The 19,710-nt window shown below is 42.8% G+C and carries 15 protein-coding genes; 7 read left to right on the top strand and 8 right to left on the bottom strand.

The annotated features are described in order from the left end of the window. Nucleotides 1-412 precede the first annotated feature (412 nt). The 7 genes from mtnA to H6G83_RS21910 all read right to left on the bottom strand — a co-directional run bounded on the left by mtnA (nucleotide 413) and on the right by H6G83_RS21910 (nucleotide 7,563). Nucleotides 413-1,459, bottom strand: coding sequence for an S-methyl-5-thioribose-1-phosphate isomerase (gene mtnA, locus H6G83_RS21880; RefSeq protein ID WP_190476084.1), 1,047 nt, complete (start codon nucleotides 1,457-1,459; stop codon nucleotides 413-415). An 82-nt stretch (nucleotides 1,460-1,541) separates the two neighbouring features. Then, entirely contained in the window at nucleotides 1,542-3,572 is a 2,031-nt protein-coding gene (locus tag H6G83_RS21885) for a cation:proton antiporter domain-containing protein (RefSeq protein ID WP_190476117.1), read from the bottom strand. Between the two features lie 388 nt (nucleotides 3,573-3,960). Further along, entirely contained in the window at nucleotides 3,961-4,860 is a 900-nt protein-coding gene (locus tag H6G83_RS21890; RefSeq protein ID WP_190476085.1) for an MBL fold metallo-hydrolase, read from the bottom strand. An 11-nt stretch (nucleotides 4,861-4,871) separates the two neighbouring features. Continuing rightward, nucleotides 4,872-5,255: an aspartate 1-decarboxylase gene (gene panD, locus H6G83_RS21895; RefSeq protein WP_190476086.1), complete on the bottom strand. Its 384-nt coding sequence runs from the start codon at nucleotides 5,253-5,255 to the stop codon at nucleotides 4,872-4,874. 285 nt (nucleotides 5,256-5,540) lie between these two features. After that, nucleotides 5,541-6,050: an inorganic diphosphatase gene (locus H6G83_RS21900; protein WP_190476087.1), complete on the bottom strand. Its 510-nt coding sequence runs from the start codon at nucleotides 6,048-6,050 to the stop codon at nucleotides 5,541-5,543. A gap of 218 nt (nucleotides 6,051-6,268) precedes the next feature. Further along, on the bottom strand, nucleotides 6,269-6,634 hold the full coding sequence (gene folB, locus H6G83_RS21905; RefSeq protein ID WP_190476088.1) for a dihydroneopterin aldolase: 366 nt from the start codon (nucleotides 6,632-6,634) through the stop codon (nucleotides 6,269-6,271). A gap of 179 nt (nucleotides 6,635-6,813) precedes the next feature. Then, entirely contained in the window at nucleotides 6,814-7,563 is a 750-nt protein-coding gene (locus tag H6G83_RS21910; protein WP_190476089.1) for a class I SAM-dependent methyltransferase, read from the bottom strand. Between H6G83_RS21910 and H6G83_RS21915 the strand changes: the two genes are divergently transcribed. The 7 genes from H6G83_RS21915 to H6G83_RS21950 all read left to right on the top strand — a co-directional run bounded on the left by H6G83_RS21915 (nucleotide 7,562) and on the right by H6G83_RS21950 (nucleotide 17,981). Then, the gene (locus H6G83_RS21915) at nucleotides 7,562-7,735 is read left to right on the top strand and encodes a hypothetical protein (protein WP_190476090.1); all 174 of its coding nucleotides are present in this window, start codon (nucleotides 7,562-7,564) and stop codon (nucleotides 7,733-7,735) included. The two genes, H6G83_RS21910 and H6G83_RS21915, sit on opposite strands and share 2 nt — an antisense overlap. Nucleotides 7,736-7,745: 10 nt before the next feature. Continuing rightward, on the top strand, nucleotides 7,746-9,485 hold the full coding sequence (gene menD / locus H6G83_RS21920; RefSeq protein WP_190476091.1) for a 2-succinyl-5-enolpyruvyl-6-hydroxy-3-cyclohexene-1-carboxylic-acid synthase: 1,740 nt from the start codon (nucleotides 7,746-7,748) through the stop codon (nucleotides 9,483-9,485). A gap of 61 nt (nucleotides 9,486-9,546) precedes the next feature. After that, nucleotides 9,547-9,888, top strand: coding sequence for a helix-turn-helix domain-containing protein (locus tag H6G83_RS21925; protein ID WP_190476092.1), 342 nt, complete (start codon nucleotides 9,547-9,549; stop codon nucleotides 9,886-9,888). 304 nt (nucleotides 9,889-10,192) lie between these two features. Further along, a complete protein-coding gene (locus tag H6G83_RS21935) occupies nucleotides 10,193-11,932 on the top strand; it encodes a bifunctional serine/threonine protein kinase/MFS transporter (protein ID WP_190476093.1) in 1,740 nt (579 codons plus the stop codon). Nucleotides 11,933-12,182: 250 nt separating this feature from the next. Beyond that, complete coding sequence (locus H6G83_RS21940; protein ID WP_190476094.1) at nucleotides 12,183-13,382, top strand: ATP-binding protein; 1,200 nt, start codon at nucleotides 12,183-12,185, stop codon at nucleotides 13,380-13,382. Continuing rightward, nucleotides 13,379-16,591: a tetratricopeptide repeat protein gene (locus H6G83_RS21945; protein WP_190476095.1), complete on the top strand. Its 3,213-nt coding sequence runs from the start codon at nucleotides 13,379-13,381 to the stop codon at nucleotides 16,589-16,591. The genes H6G83_RS21940 and H6G83_RS21945 overlap by 4 nt, the downstream gene beginning before the upstream one ends. A 652-nt stretch (nucleotides 16,592-17,243) precedes the next feature. After that, nucleotides 17,244-17,981 (top strand): phycocyanobilin:ferredoxin oxidoreductase, encoded by a 738-nt coding sequence (locus tag H6G83_RS21950; RefSeq protein ID WP_190476096.1) that lies wholly within the window; start codon nucleotides 17,244-17,246, stop codon nucleotides 17,979-17,981. Between the two features lie 383 nt (nucleotides 17,982-18,364). Here the strand turns inward: H6G83_RS21950 and hpnI are convergent, their stop codons facing one another. Next, a complete protein-coding gene (gene hpnI / locus H6G83_RS21955; RefSeq protein WP_190476097.1) occupies nucleotides 18,365-19,549 on the bottom strand; it encodes a bacteriohopanetetrol glucosamine biosynthesis glycosyltransferase HpnI in 1,185 nt (394 codons plus the stop codon). Nucleotides 19,550-19,710: the final 161 nt, after the last annotated feature.

The raw sequence follows: 19,710 nt of genomic DNA on the forward strand, positions 1-19,710 counted from the left end.
GACAGGGCGGAAAACTTTTGAAACTAAAGGTTTTAAAATTGTATGATGTCCTAACCTATCAGACGACTGCTAGAATTAAAAATTCAAAAATCTCAATGCTAATCTACTAGCGTGGCAAGGCTAAAATGTTGCAAAAAATTTTCTTGTGGTGTAGGCATCTTGCCTGCACTGGACGGGCAAGATGCCCATCCCACAAGAGTTTGCTAATGCACAAATTTAGTCTAGACAGTCCACTACCTTATTAGCGTATCAAGACTAAAGTAGTACATTAGGTAACGTCTTGATCATCCGCATTTATCTGCGTTCATCTGCGTACATCTGCGTTCAAATTTCTCCAAATCTATTGCCACGCCAGTATATGGTTATGGCGCTGCACTGCCCACCCTACAATTTCAACAATTAAGTACAAATCCTATAAAGCTACTGCTTGTATTTGGGCATTGCTTAAATTACTAGGAGCAAATGCACCATTCTCTGTAATAATTGCTGTGATTAAATTGGCTGGTGTCACATCAAAAGCTGGGTTGTAAAACTCCACACCAGCAGGTGTCAAAATAGTATCACCAACTTGATAAATCTCTTCAGAATTGCGTTCCTCAATAGGAATTTTACTACCATCAGATAATGCAAAATCAATAGTAGAAAGAGGCGCAGCCACAAAGAAAGGAACATTGTGTGCTTTAGCAACTATTGCTAAACTATAAGTGCCAATTTTATTAGCAGCATCACCATTAGCGGCGATTCTATCAGCACCAACAACTACAGCATCAATTAACCCCTGTTTCATACAATGGGCTGCCATATTATCAGTAATTAAGGTGACAGGAATACCTTCCTGCACACATTCCCAAGTGGTGAGTTTTGCCCCTTGCAAACGAGGACGGGTTTCATCAGCAAACAAACGTTCTAAACGCCCCTCGCGCCAAGCTGAACGTACAACCCCCAAGGCTGTACCATAGCCGGCTGTGGCTAAAGCGCCTGCATTGCAATGAGTGAGTAATGTAAGTTTATGTGGTGTTTTGGGTAAGACAGCCAAACCATGATCACCAATAGCCTGACAGGTTTGCAAATCTTCCGCATTAATAGCTTGGGCTGTTTGCAACAGACTTTCTTTAATTTGGGCGACGGTTCCTAAACTTTCATGGGCAGTTTTCAACATTCGACTAATTGCCCAAAATAAGTTTACAGCTGTTGGACGAGTTGAGCGCAATAACTCAGCCACTTTTTCTAAATGCTGTAAAAACTCATGACGTTGGCTTGTCTCAATTTCCCTAGCGCCCAAATACATCCCATAAGCCGCAGCCACACCAATAGCAGGCGCACCCCGGACAATCATAGTTTTAATCGCCTGCGCCATATCTTCGCTACGGTGAATTTCTACAACCGCATACTCATTGGGTAAACGGGTTTGGTCAATTAGGAGGACAGAGTTATTTTGCCAGATAACGGGATAAATCATGGTGGGGAGTGGGGGGAGTGGGGAGATGGGGGAGTGGGGGGAGATGGGGAAGAATTTCTGCCTTATCCCCAGTCCCTAGTCCCTATTGCGGAAAGTAAGCAATAATCATAGCAACTTTCGGATGATTACGAGCGATCGCATCTGGGGCATTATCAAACAGGGAAAGTAGTTGAGTTTTCTGTTCCACTGTCCCATTTAACAGCAGCAAATCGTTGGTTTTGAGTAGGCGGGAAACTTGCTTAACAAAGTTACCTCTTACTTTCTGAATTGGTGTATCTGCTGGTAGTCCAGCATCAGCTAATTCGATAGCTTCGCCTCGGCGCACTACTACCTGTAAAAGTTGTAGAGAGGCTTTGAGTTCTGTAGCTAAACTTTTAGCCAATTCGATGTTTTGCCTAAAGGTTTTGGCTTGGGCTTGTTCTGTGGTAAACGCTAAAAATACCCGATTTGTATGTTCAATAGGTAAGGGAAAGCGAGATACTAAAACGGGTACAGAACTACGTTGAACAATTTTATCAATTACTGTGCCAAATAAGTTTTCTTGATAGCTGGAATAGCCCTTCCAACCGCAGATAATCACACTAGCTTGTTTTTCCTCAGCTACACGGGCTATACCTTTGTCAATCGATTCATCAATTCTACCAATAGGGGTAACATTGGCTACTGCCGCATGGGCAATCATTTCGGCGTTGGATAGGAGTTGGCTTTGTTTGGCTTTAGCATCCGGGGAAATTTGCTGATTGCCCTCTAGTAAAATATGAAGGGGAAATAGAGTACCGGAGGCTGATTTCGTCAGGATGATTGCTAATTGGAGTAAGTTATCTTCCGTGTTGGGGTTAGCAACTGGGACTAAAACGCGATCGCCTATACTGCCACCTTGACGTACTACAATATTATCGGCTTCTGGCTTAATATTTTGTCCCCATTTTGCTGTTACCCAAGGCGAAGCAATACAGGTAACTAAAATCATGGCGATCGTACCATTGACTGTCAATTGATCCACTAGCTGGATATTATAAGCCACGGTGATCGCTGCCAAGGTGGAAGCAGCTTGCGCCACAGATAACCCAAACATCACCATGATGTTATTAAAATTCATGCCAAATAACTTACCCGAACCCCAAGCAGGTAGGAATTTAGCCACAATAGCCACAGTTACCATCACAGCTGATACTACTAGCGATCGCGGTTCTTTGAGCAGAATCAAAGGATTAACCAGCATTCCCACGGAAATCAGGAAAAACGGAACGAACAGAGTATTACCAATAAATTGAATTCGGTTCATCAGAGGGCTAAGTTGGGGAATAAGTTGGGTGATAGCCACACCCGCCAAAAAAGCCCCAATAATCGGCTCAATTTGGACTAATTCTGCCCCATAAGATACTACAAACAGCGTAGCCAAGACGAAAGTAAATTCTGCCCCTTCATCATGTCCAAACCTTTGAAAAAACCAGCGTCCAATGCGTGGTACACCCCACAAAGTGAGAAAGGTGTAAATAATTAACGCTGGGATCAGGAATAACCAAAAACTCAGGGTTAAATTGCCTTGATGCGCTCTCACCACCACAGCCAACACTAATAATGCCAAAACATTAGTAATTAGCGTACCGCCTAGAGTTGTAGTTAAGACTTGAGAACGCATGATCCCCAATTTGCTGGCGATGGGTAAGGCTAATAAAGTATGGGAAGCAAAACAAGAAGCCACAAGAATCGCTGGGAGGAAATCATAGCCAATAGCCATCATCGCCCCAGTCCCCAAAGCCATCGGTATTACAAAAGTTGCTAGTCCAAAGATGACAGCCTTATCAGCATTATATTTTAGGTCATCTAGGCTAGTTTCCAGGCCTGCCATAAACATCAAGAACAGCAAGCCTACAGTGCCTAAAAGCACAATAGTATTGTCCCTTGCCAATAATCCCAGACCGTTGGGGCCGACTACTACCCCAGCCAAAATTAATCCGACAATCCCCGGTAGCCTAATCTTCTCAAAGAGTAGGGGAGCGACTAACATAATCCCCAAAATCATCAAGAAAACTGGTACTGGGTCTTTAATAGGTCGCAAAAATATGGAAGCAATTAAATTCTTACTTAAACTTGGCCAAAAAGTTGTCATGGGTAAAGCATCAGCATAGGTGAAAGCATTCCACCCACCGTAGATTATCGCATCGAATAACATGAAGGTTTATACAGCAGTATATTTGCATTAACACAAACACTAGTACCTTCTCAAAACTGCTATTAAATTGACACTATTATTAGATATATATTTTTCCATTTTCCAGTCAATTTATCTGAAATTCACGAAGTTACAGTGATTCCAAAAATCTTGGTAACACATCCATTATCAGTAGGGGCGCACATCTGTACATTCTTTTTTCAAATTGGTATTAGAAATCCATATAAAAACGCAATTTTTTAATTACAAATTGCTTATCCTGAGCTTTGGTTATAAATTTGAGACAAACCTGGAGGATTTACTTGTAAATTCGGCTGTAAATGGTTTAAACAATAGGTAGTACCAAACCTTCACAAGCTAGTAAGGTGTTAGGGAAATTAGCTTGAACTTCTTTAGCCACCTGATCAAGAAAATCATCATGATCATCTGGGTGATGGTGAGATATGATTAGCTTTTGTACCCCGGCTTTGTGAGACATTTCTACAGCAGCTTGCCAGAGAAACTCAGCTGACTCATGAGCATGGGATGTTGGGGGTGTATAAGTGGCGTTAGCAATGAGTAAATCAACACCTTGAATAATTTGCATAATTTGCTCTTGTTCGCCTTGTTCAGCATTCATATTGATATCTGTAACGTAGGCGACACTATAGTTTTGCCATGTAACGCGATATCCTATTGAACGCTGAGTTTGGTTAATTAATGCTGTGGTAATTGTGACATCATCTAACCTGATTTCACTGTTAGGCGTTATATGGTAAAATTGTAAGTCTGACTGCATCACTTGTAGAGGATAAGGGAAGTGTGGTTGCAGCATCTGATCACACAGACATTGTTTAATTGAAGCCCCATTAGAAGCAGCACCGCCGTAAATATGAAAACAATTCTCGGCAATAAAAGCTGGGGCGAAAAAGGGAAAACCCTGGATGCGATTTGATTGAGAATTAGTAAAAAATAAGTGGGCTTCTAGCGGCTGTTGCAAATGCTGCCAAGCTTTACCCAATAGCCGTAAACCTGTACCACCATCGAAAATTAAGCGTTTACCAGCCACTTGCATTTCCACACAAGCAGTATTTCCGCCATAGCGGCTAGTATGACCGCCTGGGGTGGGAATTAATCCTCTTACCCCCCAGAACTGGACAATAAATTTACCAGCAAGACTACTTAGGTTACTAGTAGACTCATCATTTAGGTAGCTTTGGGAACCTGACAGATCAAGATTTGTCATCTTCTTAAAATTTAAACCTTACTAAGCAGGTCATCGTAGCGCCGCACCTCTAGGGGTCGGTTGTGTTCATCTACAATCACTACCGTTGGAGTGTAATTTTTTAGCTCCTCCGATGTAAACTGCCCGTAAGTCATTATAATCACGCGATCGCCTTTAATGCCTAGACGAGCTGCCGCCCCATTTAGCTCAATTATTCCTGAATGGGCTGGAGCTGCGATCGCATAAGTAATAAAACGTTGTCCATTGGCGTTATTCACTACTTGCACTTGCTCATAGGGCAAAATGCCAGCCTTTTCTAATAAAACTTGATCGATGCTGATACTACCCACATAATTGATGTTTGCTCCGGTGAGGGTGCAATTATGAATTTTTGCCAACAGGAGGGTACGTTGCATTTTAGTTAAAATCTCTACAGCAATTATTTAAGTCAATTATCTCCTATCGGTGGAAGGAGGGGATGGGGGAGTGGGGGGAGATGAGGGAGCAACCCACCCCTAGCCCCTCCCTGGAGGGGAACAAGAAGTGGGGGAGATGAGGGAGATGAGGGAGTGGGGGGAGATGGGGGAGATGAGGAGCAGAGGAGCAACCCACCCCTAGCCCCTCCCTGGATGGGAACCCAGCAGAGGAGAAAATAATTATTTCCCTTTTCCCTTTTCCCTTTTCCCAGTCCCCAGTCGCTATTATCTGTAAGCCTTAATAGATTTATCTACTAAAGCTTTCACTTGGTCAACATCTTGCCAACCGAGAATTTCAGTTACTTTTTTTTCTAAATTTTTGTAACTACGGAAAAACTCGGCTATTTCATCAAGGCGGTGAGGGGCTACGTCATTTAAAGATTTTACGTGAGCGTAGCGGGGATCTTTATCGGGTACTGCGAGAATTTTCTCATCGCGATCGCCACCGTCAATCATTTCCAAAAAGCCAATTGGTCTGGCGGCGATGACGCAACCAGGGAAGGTAGGCTCATCAATAATCACCATACCATCCAAGGGATCGCCATCGTCAGCCAGAGTGTTGGGAACAAAACCATAATCGTAAGGATACTTAACTGAAGAATACAGCACTCGGTCTAGAGCAAAGGCTTCCAGGTCTTTATCAAACTCGTACTTATTTTTACTACCACCGGGAATTTCAACCAGAACATTGATGATACCGGCTTTAGGTTGTGCTGGAATACGGGATAAGTCCACAAAAAACTCCTGTCATAGCTAAAAGTGTATTGGGGACATACTCCCCGTGTAGAATTTTATGGCCAAGATGGACACCTTCCCAAAGTATTTATTGAAGTTGTCAGTTATCAGTTATCAGTTATCAGTTATCAGTTGACAGTTGACAGTTGACAGTTGTCAGTTGTCAGTTGTTATTTTCCCCCTTCCCCTTTCCCCCTTCCCCTTTCCCCTTTCCCCAGTTACACCGACCTAGTTCTAGTGAGTTCAATGCTGATTTTGCCACCAAAGTCGGGGATAGGTGCGGCGGGTTTGGTGACTATAACTTGCAGTTGGGTGACTTGATGACACTGCTGAATAATGGCATCGGCGATCGCACCTGCTAATCTTTCTATAAGGGCGAACTGAGAAGTTTTCACTATGTCTTGTATCAAGCTGATGACGCTGCGATAATCTAGAGTGTCGGCGATCGCATCACTCCTAGCAGCTGCGGATAAATCTAGCCATAACTTGACATCCACCTCAAACCATTGTCCTAATACCTGTTCCTCTGGCAAATAACCAGTGTATCCATAGCAGCGAATTCCTGTTAAGTGAATGCAGTCCATCTCAAATTCCGTCTCTGCAACTTAATTAATATACCAGGGACTGGGGATTGGGGATTGGGGATTGGAAACTGGGGGAAATATGATTACTTGTTATAGCAGTCGCCACATAGGGCGCGGACATTGATGAATCATCAAATCTTTACTGCAAGGGCTTTCTCTTACCTGTCCCCTGTAACCTATCACCTGTCCCCTGCTATAGCTACCACAATCATTCGTTGACTATCAACAGCCAACGGTTCACCGTTGTATCCATAACCTTCTACATGGCTGAAGCCGGTTTGCAATAACCAATCACGGATTTCGGGAAAGGTAAAATTACGAATAAAGTATTCACCGCGTCGCACCTGTCCATCCCGAATGATAATACGTTCAGTGTGAGTCCGATTAGTTAGAGCATCGTAGCGACTGCGTGCCAGCATATAATTACCATCACGCTCAGTAACTAAGTCAGGTTGAAAATCTCGTAACAGGCGGCTGAGGTTCTGAATATCAATGAGCAATTTACCGCCAGCTTTCAGGGCTTTATAAGCTTGGGCTAAAACTAGCCTATTGTCATTGTCATCAAAATAACCGAAAGCATTGAAGCAATTGATAATGCAATGGAAGCAGTCTTGAAAATGGAGTGAACGCATATCGCCTTGCAGATACTCCACCTGAACACCACAATTTGCTGCATCTTCGATTGCTTTTCGTAAGAAAAAAGGAGTAGCATCAACTCCAGTCACATGATAACCAAGAACTGCTAACTGATTAGCAATTCTCCCATGTCCACAAGCTAAGTCTAAAATGCTCATCCCTGGTTGGAGATGAAGCAAGCGACAAATCAAGTCAACCTCATGTTGAGTACGTTCTGGGGTTAACAACTTGTCATAAAAGTAGAGATAATCATCCTCGAACACGCTGTTACCATCGAATGAATGTGCAGCCATGATTAATCTGATTTATGAAAACAATTTTCATTATCGAGAAACAAAACAGCTAAAACCAGATCCTATTGGCGTAGTCTCTTTAACTCATTACTATAAGTATTTATCAGTATTGGGCAACGCCCAACAAAATCATCATACGGTGGGCATTACCCACCCTACAAGCTACATATGACTAATGACTAATGACTAAAAATATCAATCAACTTTGGACTTATATCTTTGTTGAAACACTGAAGCGTTTAGGATTAACTTGTGCTGTAATTTGCCCTGGTTCCCGTTCTACGCCCTTAACAGTCGCCTTTGCCCAACAAGCACCTGATATTGAAGCGATTTCTATACTTGATGAACGTTCCGCCGCCTTTTTCGCCTTGGGAGTAGCCAAAGCGACTGGTCGTCCTGTGGCTATTGTTTGCACCTCTGGAACTGCGGGAGCAAACTTTTATCCAGCCGTTATTGAGGCTAAAGAAAGTCGTGTGCCACTGTTATTATTAACCGCCGATAGACCCCCAGAATTAAGAGATTGCCATTCTGGACAAACCATAGATCAGGTAAAACTCTACGGTAATTACCCAAATTGGCAAACAGAGTTAGCCTTACCCGTCCCAGAGATGAGAATGCTAGCTTATCTGCGACAAACTCTAATTTATAGTTGGCACAGAGCGCAAGCACCAACACCAGGGCCAGTACACTTAAATGTCCCGTTTCGTGACCCTTTAGCACCCATTCCCGACGGCATAGATTTAAGCTATTTATTATCCCAGTTCCATCCAGAAGAATTTTTCGCAGGAATAACTACAACCCCACACCCCACACCCTACACCCCACACGCCACACCTCTAGAATGGTCACAAACTCACAGAGGAATCATCATTGCTGGTGTCGCTCAACCACAGCAACCACAGGAATATTGTAGAGCGATCGCACTACTTTCCCAAGCCCTCCAATGGCCTGTATTAGCCGAGGGACTTTCCCCAGTCAGAAATTACGCTGACCTCAACCCCTATTTAATATCTACCTACGACCTGATTTTACGCCATCAAGAGTTAGCCAAGCAGCTAGCACCCGACATGGTAATTCAAGTTGGTGATATGCCAACTAGTAAAGAATTGCGTACTTGGCTAGATTACCACCAACCCCGACGTTGGGTAATTGACCCCAGTGACGAAAACCTCGACCCTTTGCATGGGAGGACGACGCATTTGCGAATTAGGGTGGAAGATTTGGGAGTGGGGGGAGATGAGGGAGTAAAATCTCTTTCTGATTATTTGCGGTTGTGGTGTGATGCTGAAGCTAAGGTTAGGGCGAATGTTGATGATACTTTTAGTCAGATGGAGGATTTAGTAGAATGTAAGGCTGCTTGGTTGCTTTCTCAGGTATTACCGCCAGAAACGCCCCTATTTATCGCCAATAGTATGCCTGTGCGGGATGTGGAATTTTTCTGGAAACCGAATAATTTAGGAGTGCGATCGCATTTTAACCGAGGTGCAAACGGCATTGACGGCACATTATCCACCGCTTTAGGAATTGCCCACCGTCATCAAAGTAGCATCATGCTCACAGGAGATTTATCTTTATTACATGATACCAATGGTTTTCTAATTAGAAACAAATTCGTTGGACATCTCACAATTATCTTAATTAATAACAATGGCGGCGGAATATTTGAAATGTTACCCATTGCCAAATTCGACCCACCATTTGAAGAATTCTTCGGTACACCACAAGATATATATTTCGCTCAATTATGTGCTACCTATGGTGTCCAGCATGAATTAATTACTTCTTGGCAGGAATTACAACAAAGATTAAACCCACTCCCAACCCAAGGTATTCGAGTTTTAGAGTTGCCAACAAATCGTAAAACCGATGCTAAATGGCGACGAGATAATTTACATAAATTTGCTGCAAGTATTTTAATTTAATTATCCTATCAACGATTTGACTCTCATCTTGAACAGATGAAAGAAACAGGAGAATGAAATTATGGCAAAAAAACTCAGTGATGTAATGGCTCAATTGCCACCTGAACGTCGCGCTAAAATTGAAGCTCGCGTTCAAGCATTGATTGCTGAAAATATGACACTTCAAGATATGAGAAAGGCCAGAAAGTTAACTCAGGAATCTATGGCAGAGCTATTGGGTATTCGTCAAGATAGCGTCTCTCGGCTAGAAAAACGTGCTGACCTGTTGCTGTCTACATTGCGTAGCTATGTCAAAGCTATGGCTAACTTTTCACGTTATGTGGAAAAGTCAACGTCAGACCTAACCCCCCAGCCCCCTTCCCTACAAGGGAAGGGGGAGAAATCAAAGCCTCTTTCCTTGTAGGAGAGAGGTTTGGAGAGAGGTCTTCTAGATGCCGTGAAAAGTCAGAAAGCTATGGGAGGTGAGCTAAAACTTGTAGCAGAATTTCCTGATAGACCACCTGTAACGATATCTACACTAGGAGAATTAGTTGATCAATCTTCTGAGGTAGAACAGGATTGATTTTTTTGGACTCAACATCACGATTTAACCATCCATTGAGCATAATAAAAATAGTACACGGAGGCTGACTATATATGCTCAAAACCGACGAACAACTATTGTGAACATTACTTGAGCTTTGAAAATGAATTAGAGATGAAAAGCCTTGGTAAATCGTGCTTCTGCGGTTCACTGCATAAATCCTGACTGTAAACGTCCCTATCCCCAACCCTGGGGTAACAAGTTTTGTAACAACTGTGGCGCGGTGCTAAAGTTGTTAGATCGTTATGTCCCGCTACAAAGCTTGGGCGCGGGAGGATTTGCCCAAATTTATACAGTGTGGGATGAGAAGACCGATACTGAAAAAGTGTTAAAGGTGTTGATAGAAGATTCGCCTAAAGCACTGGAATTATTTACCCAAGAAGCTGAGGTTTTAGTCAGGTTACGTCATCCGGGTGTGCCTAAAGTTGAGGCTGATGGGCATTTTCAAGTTAATTTATCGAATCCCAAGCCGCGCCAATTACCATGCTTGGTAATGGAAAAAATTAACGGCCCTACCTTGGAAGAAATTTTAAATCAACATCCCCAAGGATGCACAGAAGATTTGGTATTAAACTGGCTAACCCAAGCTGTCAAGATTCTGCAAGAATTACATAAGCATCAAATTATACATCGTGATATTAAACCTTCTAATTTAATGTTACGCAGTCCCTCGCCTAGTGTCCTGACATCTCCAGGGGGGACGGGTTGGGAACAATTAGTTTTGATTGATTTTGGGGGAGCGAAACAATTTAATTCAGCCAGACAGCGCCAAGAGTCGAGTTCGACAAGATTATTTTCTTCTGGTTACAGTCCACCAGAACAAGTGACGGGGGGAAACATCAGCCCATCGGTTGATTTTTACGCCCTTGGTCGGACGATGATTGAATTACTCACAGGTAGGTATCCACCAGATTTGGAAGATCCGCAGACGGGGGTTTTGCAGTGGCGTAATCGAGTTAATGTTAGACCTGCGTTAGCAGATTTGTTGGATGAGATGGTGCAAGAGGATGTGCGATCGCGCCCCGCTAATGCTGCTATCATCCAAAAACGGTTAGCCAAAATTAATCAACCCTCGTCAGGAAAAAATAGTCCCCAACCAGTTTTAACACAAATTTCCCAGCAACTTAGGCTACTGGGTCAAGCTGCTGACCAAGCTTTCAGCAACTTAGGACAAATCATCGGCAAAATCCTACGCTGGACTGTTCAAACAATCTTTCAAATTATCAAAGCTTGTTCTTTAACAATTTGGGCAATGCTGTTAACTGGTCTTGGTGCTGGCGCTGGGACGATCGCTGGATTTATTTTGGCATATCAGACGAACTTAGGCGATCGCTTAATTGAATTTATCATCACTCAATTACCCCAATTTATACCTGAGCCTGACTCAGGATTGGGTTTAGAAATAATCATATTTGCCGCCGCCGGTTTAGGTACAGCTTGGGGTCTGACCGCATCCGGGTCTTTTGCCCAACGACGACGGTTTTTAGTCGCCTCAGTCATGGGTATAATTAGCTATGCTTTTGCTTGGTTATTATGGCAAGTAATCACCTCCAACACCTCTGAAGGAGAGGGTTTGGTAAGTGCAACCGCCATAGCCGTATTTTTGCTATCCCTCAGTATGGGTTTCCGTAGCCATCATATAGTTTATGCCATTATTGGCTCATTGGGAACGGCGATCGTTGTAGCAATTCTGATATTTTTAGGGTTTCCGCCTAATATATTACAAATTTCTAGTCGTAACCTTTGGTCAGATTTATCTTTACCTATTGCCTTTTTTAGTTCTGTTGGTATTTTGATGAGCTTTTGGTTAGGTATAAGTTACTACCTTGTTGTGCCAGGATTACGTTTTTTGGGTTGGCGGTAGGTTGGGGACTGGGGATTGGGAGAATGTAATTCACGGCTATACAAACAAAGTCCGCCTACATAGTTTCGACTTCTTGCATAAATCTTTTTTGTCTCACGCATTCGCGTAGCGTCTCGTAGAGAAGGCGCAGAGACGCAAAGAAAAGAACGCTAAGAATGACTTTTGCAAGAGGTCTTTTGACGTTTTTATGAAAGTACGTCAAGATTGACATACGTTATTTTTGACGTACATTGGTTTTGACTTATAAAGTATGGCAGTACAACAGAGATTAAGGGCTAATCCTGGGGGAGAAATAGCTCCGGCTGAGGTATTTGGGCGGGATAGATTAATACAAGGTTTGTGGCGGGTACTGGAACGGCAGAGTCTTGTCTTGAGCGCAGAGAGGCGGATGGGCAAAACTTGTGTTGTCAAAAAAATGACTAAGGAAGGGAAGGCGAATTATTTAACTGTATATCGTGATTTGGAAGGGGTGCGATCGCCTATAGAATTTGTAGAGATCATCTTCCAAGATGTCGAGTCTCACTTAAGCAGTGTTAAGCGGTTGGCGACGGGGACAAGAAAATTATTAACGGAACTTGGTGGTACAGAAATTGCCGGGATGATCAAGTTCCCTGAAGTCGATGCAGCGCATTGGAAAAAGTTATTAATGACGATGGCGGAAGATTTGGTGAAGCAGCTAGATAACCAAAAGCTGACTATGGTGTTTTTTTGGGATGAAATGCCCTTGATGCTGTACAACATTAAAAACAGACAGGGTGAAGATGCAGCAATGGAAGTGTTGGATGCTTTGCGTTCACTGCGGCAGATGTTCCCACAGTTGCGGATGGTGTTTACTGGTTCTATTGGACTGCATAATGTGCTGACTGGGTTGAAACGTGCAGGTTATGCTAACGACCCCACCAACGACATGAACAAGCAGGATGTCCCACCCTTGGCGCTGGCGGATGCGGAAGAGTTAGCTTATCGGTTACTGGCTGGGGAAGGTATTGTCAGTATAGATGGTAGGGGAACAGCGAAGGCGATCGCAAAAAGCGTTGATGGAATGCCTTACTTTATCCATCATATTATTGACCAATTGTTCACACAAAACAGCAATGCCAGCGCGGAGAAAGTAGAGGAAATTGTTAGCAACTATCTCATTGACCCCAATGACCCTTGGCATTTACGCTATTACAGTGAACGCATAGATGTTTATTACCCAAATGAGCAAAAACCCCTAGCGTTAGCAATATTAGATATTTTGGCTGTTACCCAGCAGCCTTTACCATTTGAGGATTTATTTAATCAGTTACACAGCCACATTGATAACCCTGACAAAGAACAGACACGTAGCGTTTTAACTCTACTGGAATGCGACCATTATGTTATTCGCAAACTTGAGGGTGGGTTATGTTTCCGCTTCCCCTTAATTCAGCGTTCCTGGCGACTGCATAGAGGTTTAGCCGCATGAAAGATACCTTCCTTTCTCGCTTCACTCCTAGCTTGATGACACCGCAAGCTTTGGAAGATATTTTTGTGCAGCGTCAGGAGTTAGCAAAGTATATAGTTGAACTCATCCGCGAAAGTGTTTTGACACCATCCAAATACTATACTTTGTTAATTGGGCCTCGTGGTATTGGTAAAACTCACTTTGTTTCTTTGGTTTACCATCGTGTTTGTAAGATGGATGATTTACAGCCAAGTTTATTAATAGCTTGGCTGAGAGAAGAAGAATGGGGTGTGACCTCATTTTTAGATTTACTGTTGCGAATTTTTCGAGCTTTATTAGAAGAGTATAGAGACGAGAACAAACTGTTACCTGGACTTGTACAAAAGGTAGAAGCACTATATCAAATGTCGCCAGAGATAGCGCAAAAGACAGCAGCAGCTATCTTAAAAGAGGTGATAGGAAACCGCACCCTGCTTTTAATGATGGAAAACCTCGATGAAATATTCGTTGGGTTAGGAGAAGAGGGACAATTACAACTGCGTGGTTTCTTGCAGGAGAATAGTTGCTGTACGATTTTGGCAACATCGCAAAGTTTGTTTAACGGTGTCAAACTTCAGACATCACCGTTTTATGGTTTCTTCCGCATCCGCTATTTAATGGACTTAACAGCAGAGGAAGCAACCGAACTATTAGGGAATATTGCCAAACTAGAAGGAAAAACCGACTTAGAAGATTTTATCCACACTCCTAGAGGATGCGATCGCATTCGTGCAGTCCATCACTTAGCAGGTGGTAGTCCCCGCCTGTATGTGATTTTCTCCGAATTTCTCACCCGCCAGTCATTAGAAGAACTGCAAGAACCCTTCATGGGGATGCTAGATGATTTGACACCATACTATCAATCCCGGATGCAGTGGCTATCACCGCAGCAAAGAAAAATAGTAGAGATTTTATCAGACTGTCGTTTTGCGCTATCGGTAAAATATATAGCCCAACGCTGTTTTATTAGTCATCAGACAGCATCCAGCCAACTCAAAGATTTACGAGAGAAGGGTTATGTTAATTCTGAAGCCATAGGGCGTGAGTCATTTTACGAACTGCAAGAACCACTCATGCGTTTCTGCTTGGAAGTGAAAAAGCAGCGAGGCGAACCGATACGTTTATTTATAGACTTTTTGCGGTTGTGGTATACGCGAGAAGAATTGCAGCAAAGATTGGGATTGGGATTTAATGATACGAGAAGAAATGAAATCGGGAATGCGGCTGATTCAAATTTCAGTCAAGCATTAATTAATGATTTTTCGCAGGAAAAAAATTATGGAAAATATCCACAAATATTAGAACCACTACCACCTGATGCTGTAGTAGATAGAGAATATATTCTTAAAGCGTTGGAGGCGATGGAAGAAGATGGTGAAGAAAACCCTATATTTGTAGCATATCGACAGGAATGTAAAAATTTAATAGATAATAAAGACTATTTAGGTGCTTTGCAATATGCAGAGAAACTTACCGAAAAGCGTGGTCAAGTACAAGATTGGGTTTTAAAAGCGGATTGTTTAAATGGACTTGAACGCTATGAGGATACTTTAGTTGCTTTAAGCAAAGCCATTGAACTTGACCCTAATGATGCTTGGGCTTGGGCAATTCGAGGAAATGTACTCGACAATCTCAATCGTTATGAGGAAGCTTTAGCATCCTGTGACAAAGCCATTGAACTTGACCCTAATGATACTTGGGCTTGGGCAATTCGAGGAAATGTACTCGACAATCTCAATCGTTATGAGGAAGCTTTAGCATCCTGTGACAAAGCCATTGAACTTGACCCTAGTGATGCTTGGGCTTGGGCAAGGCGAGGAAATGCACTTGGTAATCTCAAACTTTATGAGGAAGCTTTAGCATCCTGTAACAAAGCCATTGAACTTAACCCTAATTATGCTTGGGCTTGGGTAAACAGAGCCTGGCTATTGGACAATCTTAAACGTCATGAGGAAGCTTTAGCATCCTGTAACAAAGCCATTGAACTTCACCCTAATTATGCTTGGGCTTGGACAAGGCGAGGAAATGCACTTGGCAATCTCAAACGTTATGAGGAAGCTTTAGCATCCTGCGATAAAGCCATTGAACTTCACCCTAATTATGCTTGGGCTTGGGTAAACAGAGCTTGGGTAATGGAAAATCTCAATCGTTATCAGGAAGCTTTAGCATCTTGTGATCAAGCCATTAAACTTAATCCTCATCATGCTTGGGCTTGGGCAAGGCGAGGAAATGTACTTGGCAATCTCAAACGTTATGAAGAAGCTTTAGCATCTTGTGATAAAGCCATTGAACTTGACCCTAACGATGCTTGGGCTTGGGTAAGGCGAGGAAATACATTTGGTAATCTCAAACATTATGAGGAAGCTTTAGCATCTTGTGACAAAGCCATTGAAATTGATCCCAATTATGCTTGGGCTTGGGCTGTTCGAGGCCATGCACTTAGTCATGTCAAACGTGATGAGGAAGCTTTAGCATCCTGCGATAAAGCCATTGAACTTCACCCTAATGATGAATTGGCTTGGGCAAGTCGAGGAAATGCACTTGGCAATCTCAAACGTTATGAGGAAGCTTTAGCATCTTATAACAAAGCCATTGAACTTGATACTAATAATGAATTGGCTTGGCTAGACCGAAGTTGGACATTAATTAACCTTGAACGCTATCAACAAGCTTTGGAATCTTGCGACCAAATCATCTCTTTTGGAGAGAGAGATGATTGTGTTTTAACCAACCGCGCTATTTCTCTTATGGGGTTGCAACGTTGGGAAGAAGGGGTAACAGCTATGGAAGATGCTCTGCAAAATCTTGAAGAAGGGGAGGAAGCATCTACAGAGGACACAGAAATCATCTGCCGGATTTTGTTTGCAAATACTCAGGATGCACTGACATGGAAAACCCTGATTAAAATTCTGCTAGAACTATTTAGCAAGTATCAAGTTATTCCCGCATTATCTCAGGGTCTAGTACGCAGCATCCCCGCCTTAATGTCCGAAAAGGTGAGCGATGAAGTTGTGCAATTATGGCTCGAAGTGTGGCAGGAGTTGGCGGGAGGGCTTGCAGGCTGCCAAATTGCCCTGGGCTTGCTGAATGCTGCTGTGCGCTATCGGTTGACAAAAGGCGATCGCCGCACTCTACTAGAACTACCCATTGAACAACGCAACCTGTTAAAACCCCTACTCGGACTAGAATAACCACCCACTCGCCATTCCCCAAATTAATACCCCCTGACGGGCGATAATTACCTAGTCAGGGGGCTTTTATAGGTGGTAGACTATAATTGGTTCTGTATATTTACTTTACGCTTTGATTCTAAAACCTAGACACCTGTTTGACTACTGTAATTACCACAATTTATAGTAATTTTATAGGTTCTTCACCACCGCTTCATTCTCGTTAATATACTGAGATAATCATTAACCCAAATGTGATAATCACTCCCACCCTGATTTGTCATCCCCAACAGCACTGACAGCCTTTTTTGCTGAGATGTAGCACTTGAATTTTCGCATCATGGGGAAAAGCTAACGCCAGACCTAACCCCCCAGCCCCCTTCCCTACAAGGGAAGGGGGAGAAATCAAAGTCATCTTAAGGGCAAGGTGGTTTTAATAACCCAAAAAAATGATAACTGTGTTTCAAAGCCTCTCCCCCCGTGGGGGAGAGGTTTGGAGAGGGGTCAAAATCTCTCCTACAAAACGAGAAATCAAATATACTTCCTTCATCTAACAACAAATCTCCCCAGTCCCCAGTCCCCAGTCCCCAATACCCAAACTTATATTGCGATCGCGAACATAACAAACGCCCCAGGCCGTAGACTGACATTAGATTGCATTATCGAATAGGATATGTCACTAACTTCCATTCCCTCGCTACGTGAGCAACAACATCCCCTCATTCGCCAACTAGCGGACTGTATCGAAGCAGTTTGGCATCAACATTTGGATTTGTCGCCTTACCATTTGCCTGCTGAGTTGGGGTATGTGGAAGGGAGACTAGAGGGTGAAAAACTGACGATTGAAAACCGTTGCTATCAAACACCCCAGTTTCGCAAGATGCACTTGGAATTAGCCAAAGTGGGAAATATGCTTGACATTCTGCACTGTGTTATGTTTCCCCGTCCAGAATATGACCTACCGATGTTTGGCTGTGATTTAGTTGGGGGTAGGGGTCAAATTAGTGCGGCGATCGCTGACCTTTCTCCTGTACACTTAGACCGTACCCTACCTGAGTCCTATAATTCTGCGCTGTCAAATCTCCAGCCAGTAAATTTTTCCCAGCCGCGAGAATTACCAGAATGGGGACATATTTTCTCTGAGTTTTGTATTTTTATCCGTCCCAGTTCCCCGGAAGAAGAAACCATGTTTTTGGGAAGGGTGCGGGAGTTTTTGGAAGTACATTGTCAAAATGCGATCGCCGCTACTCCCGTTTCCCCAGAACAAACACAGCAAATTCTCGCCGGACAACACAACTACTGTACCAAACAGCAACAAAACGACAAAACTCGCAGGGTACTAGAAAAAGCCTTTGGTGCAGAATGGGCAGAACATTACATGACCACGGTGTTGTTTGATTTACCGCAATAATTGTCATGAGCAAACGCTAATTGTACATTTTTTCTTGTTGACTGTTAACGGTTGACGGTTGACTCTCAGCCTATACTCAAATCTTGCACCTTCTCAATAACTACGTGGCTCCCTGCACTACCCACCCTACGAAATAATCAGCTTTTGGACTCGTTATTTTGTCAATAAGAGGCGGGTGCAAGATATAAATATACAGTTCAGATAAGATTAACAATTCAAAATTCAAAATTCAAAATTCAGTCATTAGTCATTAAGTCCACAGTTATTAATTATTCTCCCCCACTTCCGGTTGGTGAGCTTGTCGAACTACATCTCCCCCTACTCCCTCATCTCCCTCATCTCTTTTTTCCCCTCCAGGGAGGGGCTAGGGGTGGGTTACTCCCTCATCTCCCAAACATCCTTACCACTGACCACTGACTACTGACAAACTCAGCATCCTGTTCTAGCGGTATTAACTTACCATCTTTGGTTAATCTTAATTGCTGTCCGCGCCACTCAATTGTTCCACCGACAAGAGCAAAACACCAGATAACAAAGTGCAGTAAGTCCCACAAGGGAATTAGCCAGAAGTATTTTTTGGTAACTACGTCATCAAGCACGATCGCTCCTACTAGCCAACCCATAACTAGCCGCATTGTCCAAACGATCGCTAGGTAACTCCAACCCAGTATAGAACCTTTTGTGATAATTACAAATAGCAAACTACTAACTGTACCATAGGTAAAAATTAGACCTAAATAGCCCCAAGTACGGGAAATTTTAATATTATGCGCCCAACGAATCTGACGATGTAGGGAATTGGCAATGGTGCTATTGCCTAAGACGTGTTCAACTATATAATTAGACAGTATAACTTTGTAGCCTGCTTTGGCTGGTAAGTGACCTAGCTGAAAATCATCTGCTAAATAATCAGCGATCGCTGCAAAGGAACCAATTTCTTCTAGTACAGATTTGCGAATGACAATTGTGGAACCAAAGGCAAATTTTATAGGAGCCAATTGATTGCTGACTAACACACCTGCATGAAAATCTGTAGCGGTGGAGATTGCTTCTAGAATTGCGCCCCACCCTTCGGCGAGGGAACGATATAAACAGGTAACAACACCTACGCTTTCATCTTGCAACGGTTGCACAACTGTTTGCAGATAATCTGCATTGACGTGAATATCACTATCGGCTATCAGCAGAATTTCATGTTTAGCTTGGGCTAAGGCGTTGGCTAGATTACTTACTTTTAAGTTAGCCCCAATGACGCGATCGCTCACCACTAAACTTATATCTACATTGGGAAATTGTTGGATGACTTTTTCCACAACTTCTATGATGGGGTCTTGGCGATCGCGCACACAAAAAATGATTTGAAAGTTGGGGTAATCTTGCAGGCAGAAGGAAACTAGGTTATTGTTAGCATCACTATCTAGCCCACACAGTGGTTTTAAAATAGTCACAGGTGGATGAAACTCATGATTTATGGTGTGGGGCTGACGCGAAAAAGCGATCGCTGCATAAATTGCGTAACAGTAATAGATAGTAGCTGATAAGCATAAGCACCCCAGCAGCCAAATCATACTTTTCCTCTATCGAAATTAATCTCCATTTGTATCACTTAATCACCTATGTTTTTCAAGCATTAATTCTCTATTTTTGTCAACCTATTTTTTAAATTTTCACAAATTAAAAATTTCCTTTATCATAGGTGTCTCATTTGATTTTTGAACATATTTTATTA

The organism is Anabaena azotica FACHB-119, from assembly GCF_014697625.1.
Classification (GTDB): domain Bacteria; phylum Cyanobacteriota; class Cyanobacteriia; order Cyanobacteriales; family Nostocaceae; genus Trichormus; species Trichormus azoticus_A.

Bases quoted from the DNA above. Each gene is read 5' to 3' on its own strand.
- mtnA (WP_190476084.1), bottom strand. From the start codon at position 1,459: ATGATTTATCCCGTTATCTGGCAAAATAACTCTGTCCTCCTAATTGAC.
- H6G83_RS21885 (WP_190476117.1), bottom strand. From the start codon at position 3,572: ATGACAACTTTTTGGCCAAGTTTAAGTAAGAATTTAATTGCTTCCATA.
- H6G83_RS21890 (WP_190476085.1), bottom strand. From the start codon at position 4,860: ATGACAAATCTTGATCTGTCAGGTTCCCAAAGCTACCTAAATGATGAG.
- panD (WP_190476086.1), bottom strand. From the start codon at position 5,255: ATGCAACGTACCCTCCTGTTGGCAAAAATTCATAATTGCACCCTCACC.
- folB (WP_190476088.1), bottom strand. From the start codon at position 6,634: ATGGACTGCATTCACTTAACAGGAATTCGCTGCTATGGATACACTGGT.
- H6G83_RS21915 (WP_190476090.1), top strand. From the start codon at position 7,562: ATGATTAATCTGATTTATGAAAACAATTTTCATTATCGAGAAACAAAA.
- H6G83_RS21910 (WP_190476089.1), bottom strand. From the start codon at position 7,563: ATGGCTGCACATTCATTCGATGGTAACAGCGTGTTCGAGGATGATTAT.
- menD (WP_190476091.1), top strand. From the start codon at position 7,746: ATGACTAAAAATATCAATCAACTTTGGACTTATATCTTTGTTGAAACA.
- H6G83_RS21925 (WP_190476092.1), top strand. From the start codon at position 9,547: ATGGCAAAAAAACTCAGTGATGTAATGGCTCAATTGCCACCTGAACGT.
- H6G83_RS21940 (WP_190476094.1), top strand. From the start codon at position 12,183: ATGGCAGTACAACAGAGATTAAGGGCTAATCCTGGGGGAGAAATAGCT.
- H6G83_RS21945 (WP_190476095.1), top strand. From the start codon at position 13,379: ATGAAAGATACCTTCCTTTCTCGCTTCACTCCTAGCTTGATGACACCG.
- H6G83_RS21950 (WP_190476096.1), top strand. From the start codon at position 17,244: ATGTCACTAACTTCCATTCCCTCGCTACGTGAGCAACAACATCCCCTC.
- hpnI (WP_190476097.1), bottom strand. From the start codon at position 19,549: ATGATTTGGCTGCTGGGGTGCTTATGCTTATCAGCTACTATCTATTAC.